The organism is Kineococcus sp. TRM81007, from assembly GCF_022669155.1.
Classification (GTDB): domain Bacteria; phylum Actinomycetota; class Actinomycetes; order Actinomycetales; family Kineococcaceae; genus Kineococcus.
In genome coordinates, this window is sequence record NZ_JALBVB010000056.1 from 1 (window position 1) to 9,756 (window position 9,756).

Annotated in this window: 8 protein-coding genes; 4 read left to right on the forward strand and 4 right to left on the reverse strand. The window is 75.6% G+C overall.

Going from position 1 to position 9,756, the window contains the following annotated elements:
* Nucleotides 1-15: 15 nt before the first annotated feature.
* The 4 genes from lpdA to MN205_RS14230 all read right to left on the reverse strand — a co-directional run bounded on the left by lpdA (nucleotide 16) and on the right by MN205_RS14230 (nucleotide 4,852).
* Nucleotides 16-1,395, reverse strand: coding sequence for a dihydrolipoyl dehydrogenase (gene lpdA, locus MN205_RS14215; RefSeq protein WP_242128396.1), 1,380 nt, complete (start codon nucleotides 1,393-1,395; stop codon nucleotides 16-18).
* Between the two features lie 170 nt (nucleotides 1,396-1,565).
* A complete protein-coding gene (locus MN205_RS14220; protein WP_242128399.1) occupies nucleotides 1,566-1,889 on the reverse strand; it encodes a hypothetical protein in 324 nt (107 codons plus the stop codon).
* Between the two features lie 161 nt (nucleotides 1,890-2,050).
* Nucleotides 2,051-3,553, reverse strand: coding sequence for a leucyl aminopeptidase (locus tag MN205_RS14225; RefSeq protein WP_242128401.1), 1,503 nt, complete (start codon nucleotides 3,551-3,553; stop codon nucleotides 2,051-2,053).
* A gap of 9 nt (nucleotides 3,554-3,562) precedes the next feature.
* The gene (locus MN205_RS14230) at nucleotides 3,563-4,852 is read right to left on the reverse strand and encodes a nicotinate-nucleotide--dimethylbenzimidazole phosphoribosyltransferase (protein WP_242128403.1); all 1,290 of its coding nucleotides are present in this window, start codon (nucleotides 4,850-4,852) and stop codon (nucleotides 3,563-3,565) included.
* Nucleotides 4,853-4,967: 115 nt separating this feature from the next.
* Here MN205_RS14230 and MN205_RS14235 point away from each other — a divergent pair, with 115 nt between their 5' ends.
* The 4 genes from MN205_RS14235 to MN205_RS14250 all read left to right on the forward strand — a co-directional run.
* Nucleotides 4,968-6,251, forward strand: coding sequence for a GAF domain-containing protein (locus MN205_RS14235; RefSeq protein ID WP_242128405.1), 1,284 nt, complete (start codon nucleotides 4,968-4,970; stop codon nucleotides 6,249-6,251).
* 113 nt (nucleotides 6,252-6,364) lie between these two features.
* Entirely contained in the window at nucleotides 6,365-7,888 is a 1,524-nt protein-coding gene (locus MN205_RS14240; protein ID WP_242739438.1) for an aldehyde dehydrogenase family protein, read from the forward strand.
* A 41-nt stretch (nucleotides 7,889-7,929) separates the two neighbouring features.
* The gene (locus MN205_RS14245; protein ID WP_242128407.1) at nucleotides 7,930-8,322 is read left to right on the forward strand and encodes a DUF779 domain-containing protein; all 393 of its coding nucleotides are present in this window, start codon (nucleotides 7,930-7,932) and stop codon (nucleotides 8,320-8,322) included.
* A gap of 203 nt (nucleotides 8,323-8,525) precedes the next feature.
* The coding region (locus MN205_RS14250) for an MFS transporter (RefSeq protein WP_242128409.1) at nucleotides 8,526-9,756 on the forward strand (1,231 nt) is incomplete at its 3' end.

The window sequence follows — 9,756 nt, forward strand, 5'->3', positions numbered from 1 at the left end:
GGCCCGCCGGGACTCTCAGGAGTGCGAGTGCAGCGGCTTGCCGGCCAGCGCCAGGTGCGCCTCGCCGAGGGCCTCGTTCTGCGTCGGGTGGGCGTGCACGAGGTTCGCCACGTCCTCCGGGAACGCCTCCCAGTTGACGATGAGCTGCGCCTCGCCGACCTGCTCGCCCATGCGCGAGCCGACCATGTGCACGCCGACGACCGGGCCGTCCTTCTGCCGCACCAGCTTCACGAAACCGGCGGTGCCGATGATCTGGCTGCGGCCGTTGCCGCCGAGGTTGTACTCCACGACGTCCACGTCGCCGTACTTCTCGCGGGCCTTCGCCTCGGTCAGGCCGACGGAGGCGACCTCGGGCTCGGAGTACGTCACCTTCGGGATGCCGGTCTCGTCGATCACGGCGGGGTTCAACCCGGCGATGTCCTCGGCGACGAAGATGCCCTGCTGGAACCCGCGGTGCGCCAGCTGCAGACCGGGGACGATGTCGCCGACGGCGCGCACGCCCTCCACGTTGGTGCGCAGCCGCTCGTCGGTGAGGACGAACCCGCGGTCCATGGACACGCCCTGCTCCTCGTACCCGAGGCCGGCGGTGTTCGGGCCGCGGCCCACGGCGACGAGCAGCAGGTCCGCCTCGATCGTCTTGCCGTCCTCGAGGGTGACGACGACGCCGGAGTCGTTCTGCTCCGCGCCCTTGAACCGCACGCCCAGGGAGAACTTGATGCCGCGCTTGCGGAACGCGCGCTCCAGCGCCTTGCTGGCCGCCTCGTCCTCCAGCGGGACCAGGCGCGGGAGGGCCTCGACGATGGTGACGTCGGCGCCGAAGGACTTCCAGACGCTGGCGAACTCCACGCCGATGACCCCGCCGCCCAGGACGACCACGGACTTCGGCACGGAGTCCAGCTGCAGCGCCTGCTCGCTGGTGATGACCCTGCCGCCGACCTCGAGGCCGGGCAGCGAGCGGGAGTACGAGCCGGAGGCCAGGACGACGTTCTTGCCGGTGTAGCGCCGGCCGTCGACCTCGACGGCGTTCTTGGCGACCAGCCGGCCGGTGCCCTGGACGAGCTCGACCTTGCGGGACTTCACCAGGCCCTGCAGGCCCTTGTACAGGCGGCCGATGACGCCGTCCTTGTACTTGTTGACCCCGGCCATGTCGATGGAGTCGAAGGTGGCGCGCACGCCGAACGCCTCGGACTCGCGCGCGGAGTCGGCGACCTCGGCGGCGTGGATGAGGGCCTTGGTGGGGATGCAGCCGCGGTGGAGGCAGGTCCCGCCGAGCAGGTCCTTCTCCACCAGGGCCACGGACAGCCCGAGCTCGGCCGAGCGCAGGGCGCACGCGTAGCCCCCGCTGCCTCCTCCGAGGATGACGACGTCGTACTCCTGGTCGGCGGCACCTGCCACGAAATGCTCCTAGGTCGGCTGTGCTGGGAACTGCTCGGCGCGATTCTGTCACTCCCGACCTGCGCGAGGTCCAGCGGGCACGTGTGACGGGGCGCACGCGCCCCACGCGAGACGGCGGCGGCACCCGGGGGTGCCGCCNCCGTCTCGCCTGCCTCGCGGGTGCGGGCGGCTCAGCGCTCGCGCTCGAAGTTCACGGACTCCTTGCGCAGGTCGATCGACTCCTTGCGGAGGCTGATCGACTCCTTGCGGAAGGAGGTCTCCTTGCGCTCGGCGGCCTCCTTGCGGAAGGTGGCTTCCTTGCGCTCGACGGCCTCCTTGCGCGCCGAGACCGCCGCCGCGGACGTGCCGGAGGTCGCCGCGGACGCGGACCCGGCGGTCAGCAGCCCGCCGCCCGCCAGCACGGCCGAGGCGGTCACCGCGATGGTGGCGCGCCGCGCCAGCACGAGCAGTCGGGCGCGCGCGGCGGAGTTCGGGGTGGAGTGCGTCGTGGGCATGGGTCCTCCGGTGGTCGACCCCGTCGGGGCGAGGTGCGCGGGTGGGTCGGGTCAGGTGGACGACCGGCGTCCCCGAGTGACCGTCACTTTGAGCATAGCGTTAGTCGCTCTTCGTGCACCCTCCTCGTGTGGATCCCGGTGCGGGACCCGCGCGAGGGACCTCAGGAGGCCAGGTCCTCCGCCAGCGCCAGCAGGGTGCGCACCGCGACGCCGGTACCCCCGCGGTGGGTGTAGCCGTACGGCTCGGAGGTCAGGAACGACGGGCCCGCGATGTCCAGGTGCGCCCACGGCACGGGCGTGCCGTCCGCGCGCTCACCGACGAACTCGCGCAGGAACAGCCCCGCGACGAGCATCCCGCCGGCGCGGTCGCCGATGTTGGCCAGGTCGGCCACCTGCGAGTCCAGGCTGGCGCGCAGCTCCTGCGGCAGCGGCATGGGCCAGAACTGCTCGCCGGCGCGCGCCGCGGCGGCGAGCACCTCGTCCCGGAAGGCGTCGTCGTTGCCCATGACGGCGGAGACGCGGTTGCCCAGCGCCACGACCTGCGCGCCCGTGAGGGTGGCCACGTCCACGACGCGGTCCGGCCGCTCCGCGGTCGCCGCCACGAGCGCGTCGGCCATCACCAGGCGACCCTCGGCGTCGGTGTTGAGCACCTCGACCGTGGTGCCGCCGTGCATCGTCAGCACGTCGGAGGGCCGGATCGCCGTGCCGGAGGGCATGTTCTCGGCCACGGCCAGCCAGCCGGTCACCCGCACCGGAAGGTCGAGGTCGGCGACCGCCTTGACGGCGGCGAGGACCGCGGCCGCCCCGGACATGTCGCTCTTCATCGTCTCCATGCCGGCCGGGGGCTTCAGCGACAGGCCGCCGGAGTCGAAGGTGATGCCCTTGCCCACCAGGGCCAGGTGCGCCTTCGCGGCCTTCGGCGCGTGCTCGACGACGACCAGGCGCGGCGGGCGGGCGGAGCCCTGCCCGACGCCGAGGATGCCGCCGTAGCCGCCCTCCGCCAGTTCCGTCTCGGTCAGCACGCGCACATCCAGCGCGGTGCCGTCGGCGAGGTCGCGCGCGGCGTCGGCCAGGTCGGCCGGGGCGAGGTCGCCGGGGGCGGTGTTCACCAGGTCGCGCGCGGCGGCGACGGCCTCGCCCACCACGCGGGCGCGCTCCAGCGCGGCGCGCAGGGCCTTGTCGCGCGGCTTCGCCACCAGCAGCACCACCAGCGCGACGGGCTCGCGCTCGGCGGCCTTGTAGCGCGTGAAGGCGTAGGCGCCCAGGGCCGCCCCCTCCGCCAGCGCGCCGGCGGCCGCGGCGTCGGGCACGGGCAGCGCCAGCGCGACCCGGCGGCGTCCGGCCAGGGCCCGCACGGCGGTGCCGGCGGCCCGGCGCAGCGCCTCGTGGTCGTCCTCCTGCTCGCCGAGCCCGACGACCGCCACGAGGGGCGCGGCCACGCCCGCCACGCGGGGCACCAGGTGCACGGAGCCGGCCGCGCCGTCGGCGCCCAGGTCGGTCAGGGACTCCACCAGGGCCGAGCGCGCGGACCGGGGCAGGTCGTCGGCGCCCACCAGCAGCGGGGGGGCTCCCGGCGCGGAGCCCGGGGCACGGCGGGCCCCCAGCACGAGCGCGTCGGCGGCGACGCTCTTGACGGACTTGCTGCTCAGCTCCAGGCGGACCACCCCGTCACCCTACCGAGCGGTGCCCGGGCTCCTCGGCTGGCCCGCGCCGCCGGCGGCTTCCGCGGGCTCCGCCGTCTCCGGCTCGGTCCCCGTCTCCGGCTCGGTCCCCGTCTCCGGCTCGGTCCCCGCCTCGGGCTCGACCCCGGACACCGCCCCGGGCCCGGGCTCGGGTTCCCCGGGCTCCGGCTCCGGCTCCGGTTCGGGTTCCGGCTCCGGGGCGAGCGCCGCGTCCGCGGCGGCGAGCACCTGCGCGGCCCGCAGCACGCCCAGCGCCGCCAGCGCCCCCGTGCCGGCCCCGCGGCCGGCGCCGAGGTCCAGCACCGGCGTCAGCTTCAGCCGCTCCAGCGCCAGGTGCTGGGCGGGCTCGGCGGTGCGCGCGCCCACCGCCCACCACTTCTCGGCGCCCGGCACGGCGCGGCTGGCCACCAGGGCCGCCGCGGCGCCCACGACGCCGTCGAGCAGCACGGGGGTGCGCCGGGCCGCCGCGCGCAGGAGGAGCCCGACGGCGGCCGCGGTGTCCGGGCTGCCGACCGTCTGCAGCAGCACCACCGGCCGGGTGGCCACCGGCCGTGCGCGGCGCACGGCGTCGCGCACGGCCGCCGTCTTGCGCATCCACGCGTCGTCGTCGACGCCGCTGCCGCGGCCCACGACGTCCACGGCCCCCTTGCGCAGGGAGGCGGCGACGAGGGTGGCGGCCACCGTCGTCGCGCCCGTGCCCACGTCCCCGAGCAGCAGCAGGTCCACGCCCTCGTCGGCCGCCTCGTCGGCGATCGCGGCCCCGGCGCGCACGGCCGCCTCCGTCTCCTCGGCCGTCATCGCGTCCGCGACCGCCGCGTCACCGCTGCCGGCGCGCACCGCGCGCGCCGCGACGGCCGGCGGCAGGGGCTCCGCGTCCGGTCCGCCGGCGGCCACGCCGACGGCGTGCACCGCCAGCTCCACCCCGCCCGACGCGGCCAGGACCGCCGCGGGGTGGGTGCCGTCCGCCAGGGCGCGCACCGCGTCGGCGGTGCCGCCGGCGGGCAGCGCGGACACCCCGTGCGCGGCCACGCCGTGGTCACCGGCGAGCACCACCAGCCGCACCCGCTCCAGGGGCCCGGCCACGTCGGCGTCGCGGGTGCCGGCCAGCCAGGTGGCGAGCTCGCGCAACCGCGACGGCGCCCGCAGGGCGGAGGCCGGGCCGGCGGGCGCGGCGGGCGTGCGCGGGGAGCGCAGCCCCTCGGCGACCTCGCGCAGGTTCAGCGGCCGCGGGCCGTCGGTCATCGTCAGCTCCTCGGGGACGGTGGTGCGGGCAGCCCGCATGGTCGCACCCCCGCGCGCCCCGTCGCCGCGGACCGCTTGTCGACGCCCCCGGCGCACGCCTACCGTCGGCACGAGCGGTCGAGGGCGACCGCGGGGGACGGCGGGTGGTGCACGGGTGGGTACCGGGGAGCGGGCGCGCGGCGGCCTCCTCGCCGTCCGCGAGGACTGGCTGGCCTCCTGCGCGAGCGGCCGCGCGGGCACGCCCCTGCCGGGCGCGCGCGAGGTGGTCTCGCAGTCGTGGTGGCGCAGCCGCAGCACGGGCCTGGACCCGGACCGGGTGCTGGCCCCCCTGGCCCTGGACGGGGCGGGCCTGCGCGAGCGGCGCACGACCCACCCGCTGGCGCCGGTGCTGCCGACGGCGCGCCGGCTGCTGCTGGACGAGCCGCTGGGCGTGCCGGTCCTCATGGCCGTCAGCGACGTGGACGGCACGCTGCTGTGGGTGGAGGGCGACGCGGTGCTGCGCCGCGCCGCGGAGTCCATGAGCTTCCTGCCGGGCGCCCGCTGGAGCGAGGAGGCGGCGGGCACCAACGCCCCCGGCACCGCCCTGGCGCTGAGCCGGCCCGTGCGGGTGCGCTCGGGGGAGCACTACGCCACCGCCGCGGCGCGGTGGAGCTGCTCGGCGGCGCCGGTGCGCGACCCCGCCACGGGCCGGGTGCTGGGCGTGCTCGACCTCACCGGCGGCGACGACCTGGGGCGCGAGCGGGCGCTGGCGCTGGTGCGAGCGGCGGTCGGCGCGGTGGAGGGGGAGCTGCGGGTGGCGGCGCTGCGCCGCGGGCTGGCCGGCGCTCGTCCCGCCCCGGCCGCCGCCGGCCTGCGCCTGCTCGGCGGCGAGGCCGTGCTGCGCGCCGGCGGGGGCGAGCACCGCCTGTCGCTGCGGCACGCCGAGGTCCTCCTCCTGCTGCTGACCGGGCCCGCCGCCGGGTGGAGCGCCGGGGCGCTGGCCGGCGCCCTCGACGCGCGCGGCCTGGCGCCGGTGTCGGTGCGCGCCGAGGTGCACCGGCTGCGCGCGGTGCTCGCCGAGCGCACCGGCGCAGCGCTGGGGCTGACGCCCTCGCCGTACCGGCTCACCGGCGAGGTGGCCTGCGACGCGCTGCGGGTGCGCGACGCCCTGCGCGAGGGGCGGGTGGGCGACGCCGTCGACGGCTGGGGCGGCGACCTGCTGCCGGCCTCCGACGCGCCGGGGGTGCGCGAGGTGCGCGAGGAGCTGGTCGTGGCGCTGCGCACCGCCGTGCTGGAGGGCGAGGACGACGACGCGCTGCTGCGCTTCTCGCGCGGCGCCGCCGGGCGCGACGACCCGCAGGTCGTGCAGGAGCTGCTGCGCCGCCTCGCGCCGGGGCACCCGGCCCGCGGCGAGGTGCTCGCGCGCGCGGCCCGCCTCGCCGGCCGGCCGCACCCCTGACCACACCGGCGGGCGCTGCGACGCCGGTGCAACGCCGGTGCAACGCCGGCGCTCCTAGCGTGGGGCACCGGGCGACGAGGTGGTCGTCCGCACCCATCTCCGCGGAGGTCCCCATGACCGTGTACGAGGCTCCCGGCCGCTCCGGCAGCGTGGTCAGCTACGCCGGGCGCTACGACCACTACATCGGCGGCGAGCAGGTACCCCCCGCCTCGGGGGAGTACTTCGAGAACCCCACCCCCGTCACCGGCGAGGTGTTCACCGAGGTCGCCCGCGGCACCGCCGAGGACGTGGAGCGCGCCCTGGACGCCGCGCACGCCGCAGCGCCCGGGTGGGGCCGCACGTCCGTCGCCGAACGGGCGCTGGTGCTCACCCGCGTCGCCGACCGCATCGAGCAGAACCTCGAGGAGCTCGCCGTCGCCGAGACCTGGGACAACGGCAAGCCGGTGCGCGAGTGCCTGGCCGCCGACCTGCCGCTGGTGGTGGACCACCTGCGCTACTTCGCCGGGGTGGTGCGCGCCCAGGAGGGCGGCATCTCGCAGATCGACGACGACACCGTCGCCTACCACTTCCACGAGCCGCTCGGCGTGGTGGGGCAGATCATCCCGTGGAACTTCCCGCTGCTCATGGCGGTCTGGAAGCTCGCCCCGGCGCTCGCGGCCGGCAACGCCGTCGTCCTCAAGCCCGCCGAGCAGACCCCCGCGTCGATCATGCTGCTGATGGACCTCGTCGGCGACCTCCTGCCGCCGGGCGTGGTGAACGTCGTCAACGGGTTCGGCGCCGAGGCGGGCAAGCCGCTGGCGAGCTCCCCGCGCATCCGCAAGATCGCCTTCACCGGTGAGACGACGACCGGCCGGCTGATCATGCAGTACGCCAGCCAGAACCTCGTCCCGGTGACGCTGGAACTGGGCGGCAAGAGCCCCAACATCTTCTTCGAGGACGTCGCCCGCGCGAAGGACGACTTCTACGACAAGGCCCTCGAGGGGTTCACGATGTTCGCCCTGAACCAGGGCGAGGTGTGCACGTGCCCCTCGCGCGCCCTCATCCAGTCGAGCATCTACGACGAGTTCCTCACCGCCGCGACCGAGCGCACCAGGGCGGTGAAGCAGGGGAACCCGCTGGACACCGCGACGATGATCGGTGCGCAGGCGAGCAACGACCAGCTCGAGAAGATCCTGTCCTACATCGACATCGGGCAGCAGGAGGGCGCGAAGCTGGTGACGGGCGGGCACCGCTCGGACCTCGGCGGGGACCTCGCCGGCGGGTACTACGTCGAGCCGACGATCTTCGAGGGTGACAACTCGATGCGGATCTTCCAGGAGGAGATCTTCGGCCCGGTCGTGTCCGTGGCCAGGTTCGACGACCCCGACGACGCCCTGAAGATGGCCAACGACACCCTCTACGGGCTGGGGGCCGGGGTGTGGTCGCGCGACGTCCACCTCGCGTACCGGATGGGCCGCGGCATCCAGGCGGGGCGGGTGTGGACGAACAACTACCACGCCTACCCCGCGCACGCGGCGTTCGGCGGGTACAAGAGCTCCGGCATCGGCCGGGAGAACCACCGCATGATGCTCGACCACTACCAGCAGACGAAGAACCTGCTGGTCAGCTACTCCACCTCCAAGCTCGGCTTCTTCTGACGGGCGGCGGCGACGTGACGGGTGCCCCGCTCCCCGAGAGGGTGGCCCTGACCCCGCGGGCGGCGCAGCAGCTGCGCCGCCTGCGGGCTCGCCACGGGGAGCTGATGTTCCACCAGTCGGGCGGCTGCTGCGACGGCAGCTCCCCGATGTGCTTCGCGGCCGGGGACTTCCTCACCTCCGAGGCCGACGAGCACCTCGGCGACGTGGTGGTGCCGGCCGAGGGGCAGTCGGAGGGGTTCTGCGTCCCGGTGTGGATGTCGAAGGAGCAGTACGCGCGGTGGGCGCACACGCACCTGACGATCGACCTCGTGCCGGGACGGGGGGCCGGCTTCTCGCTGGAGGCCCCCGACGGCGTGCGGTTCCTGGTGCGCTCGCGCCTGGTGGGGGCGGCGGTCCCCGCGGCCTCCTGCGAGGTGCCGCCCGCAGCCCCGTGAGCGGTGCTCCGACGCCATGGTGTCTCACTGAGTGAGACGGTTGTCTCGCGGAGTGGATGGCGCTCGTGCGCTCGGGCACCCTTCCGGTGCCCCGTGCGCGCCGGTGACCCCGGTGCCCTCGCGGGCGCCCCGCGCCGGACCGCAGGAGGACCCCTGCCCGTGGCGCGACCCCGTGCAGCCCGCCCGCCCACCGAAGGTGTCCCATGGGTCCGTCCGACCTGAACCAGACCGCCCCGCCGCGCCCCGCCGCACCGCGGGACGCACCCGCCAACCCGGTCCGCCGGGTCGCCGCGGCCAGCCTCATCGGCACGACGATCGAGTTCTACGACTTCTACGTCTACGCGACGGCCGCCGTCCTCGTCTTCGGGCCGCTGTTCTTCCCGTCCGAGAACGAGACCGCCCAGACGCTCGCCTCGCTGGCCAGCTTCGCCATCGCCTTCGTCGCCCGGCCCATCGGCTCGGTCGTCTTCGGGCACTTCGGCGACCGCATCGGCCGCAAGACGACCCTCGTGGCCGCGCTGCTCGTCATGGGGATCTCCACGGTCCTCATCGGCGTGCTGCCCACCCACGCGAGCGTGGGCAACCTCGCCCCCGCGCTGCTGTGCCTGCTGCGCTTCGGGCAGGGCTTCGGCCTCGGCGGGGAGTGGGGCGGCGCCGCGCTGCTCGCCACCGAGAACGCCCCGCCGAACCGGCGGGCCCTGTACGGCATGTTCCCGCAGCTGGGCGCCCCGCTGGGCTTCATCATCGCCAACACCCTCTTCATCGTGCTGGCCACGACCATGAGCGACGAGACCTTCATGTCCTGGGGCTGGCGCGTGCCGTTCCTGCTCTCGGCCGCCCTGGTGCTGCTCGGCCTGTGGATCCGCCTCAGCCTGGCCGAGACCCCGGTCTTCGCCAGGGCGCTCGCCGAGAACCGGCAGGTGCGCGTCCCCGTGGCCGAGACCTTCCGCACCAGCTGGAAGCTGCTCGTGCTGGGCGCCTTCTCGGTCATGCTGACCTACACGCTCTTCTACCTGACCACGACCTGGTCGCTGGCCTACGGCACCTCCCCGGCGCTGGGCTACGAGCGGCAGGACTTCCTGCTCATGCTGTGCGTCGCCGTCCTGTTCATGGCCGCGGCGACCCCGCTGTCCGGGGTGCTCTCGGACCGCTTCGGGCGCCGCCCCGTGCTGGCCACCGCGATGGTCGGCGGCGCCGTCGTCGGCCTGCTCACCGGCCCGCTGCTGGGCTCCGGCAGCACCGCCCTGGTCATGGTGTGGCTGTGCGCCGGGCTGTTCTTCATGGGCCTGGTCTTCGGGCCCATCGGCGCCTACCTGCCCGAGCTGTTCCCCACGAACGTGCGCTACACCGGCGCCTCGCTCGCCTTCAACGCCGGCAGCATCCTCGGCGCCTCCCTCGCCCCCTACACCGCCGTGCGCCTCGCCGAGGCGCACG